Origin of the sequence: Mycobacterium sp. E1715 (assembly GCF_001667625.1) — a bacterium.
In the GTDB taxonomy this organism is placed as follows: Bacteria; Actinomycetota; Actinomycetes; order Mycobacteriales; family Mycobacteriaceae; genus Mycobacterium.
Genome location: NZ_LZJJ01000279.1, coordinates 1 through 1507 on the forward strand (window position 1 = coordinate 1; position 1507 = coordinate 1507).

General features: G+C 68.0%; 1 protein-coding gene. It reads left to right on the forward strand.

Features of this window, described 5'->3' with window-relative positions; translation table 11 throughout:
• On the forward strand, nt 1–1507 hold a 1507-nt coding region (locus tag A9X03_RS14275), incomplete at both ends, for a condensation domain-containing protein (protein WP_231975395.1).

Genomic DNA, 1507 nt, shown 5'->3' on the forward strand with positions numbered 1-1507 from the left:
ACTCTCCCGTGATCCGGAAGGCGGTCGGCATGTTGAACGTCGACCCCCCACCACCCCCATCGAAGAACTCCTGACCACCATCTACACCGAAGTCCTCGGCCTCGACCGCATCAGCATCGACGACTCCTTCTTCGACCTCGGCGGCGACAGCATCCTGTCGATGCAGGTGGTCGCCCGCGCCCGCGCCGCGGGGCTGGCCTGCCGTGCCCGCGACATCTTCGTCGAGCAGACCGTGGCCCGCCTGGCCCGCATCCCCGGGATCACCGAGGCCCGCGAACAACTCGTCGACGAAGGCATCGGGCCGATCACGCCTACCCCGATCATGCACTGGCTGTTCGACATTGACGGCCCGATCGATGAGTTCAACCAAACCATGGCGCTCCAGGTCCCGACCGGGGCCACCCACGCCGACCTGCTCGCCATCCTGCAGGCGCTGCTCGACCACCACCCCATGCTCAGACTGCGTGCCGACACCAACGCCCGGTCGTTGACCGTTGCCGACCCCGGCGCGGTCGGTGCCGGTGAGTGCCTACACACCGTCGAGGCGCTCACCGATCAGGTGCTGGCCCAGGCCCTGTCTCGGCTAAATCCCGCCGCCGGGGTGATGGTGAGTGCGTTGTGGGTGAGCACCACCGGCCAGTTGGTGTTGATCGTTCACCATCTGGTCGTGGATGCGGTGTCGTGGCGGATCCTGTTGGAAGACGTCAACATCGCGTGGACCCAGCACCACCACGGCCAGCCGATCGCCCTGCCCCCCGGCGGGACCTCGTTTCAGCGCTGGGCCGCGTTTCTGGACGAGCACGCCCACACCGCGGCGGTCATCGCACAGGCCGACACCTGGAACCACGTCGCGGCGACCGCGGCCGCGCTGCCCCCACCACAGCCCGGCGACACCTACGCCAGCGCCGGGCACCTCACCGCCACCCTGGACACCGAGACCACCCGGGTGTTGCTCTCCGACGTCCCCGCGGCCTTCCACACCGGCATTCACGACATCCTGCTGATCGCCTACGCGCTGGCCTGGACCGAATTCCTCGGACGGGGCGAACACCCCGTCTGCATCGACGTCGAAAGCCACGGCCGCCACGACGACCTGGCTCCCGACCTCGACCTCTCACGCACCGTGGGCTGGTTCACCACCAAATACCCCGCCACGCTCACCGTCGCCGGACCGGGCTGGCACCGTGTCGTCACCGGAGACCCGGCACTGGGCCCGATCATCAAGGCCGCCAAAGAACAATTACGCGCCCTGCCCCACCCCGCCACCTACGGACTGCTGCGCTACCTCACCACCAACCTCACCGAACCCGAACCCACCATCGGATTCAACTACTTGGGACGTCTTGGCGGACAGGACATTCCCGAGGACCTGTGGCGGATCAGCCCGGACAGCCTGGTGGTCGCCGGCGATGCCGCCGCGTTGCCGATCTCGCTGTCGCACACGGCCGAGCTCAACGCCGCCACCATCGACACCGACACCGGCCCTCAGCTCAACGCCACCTGGACC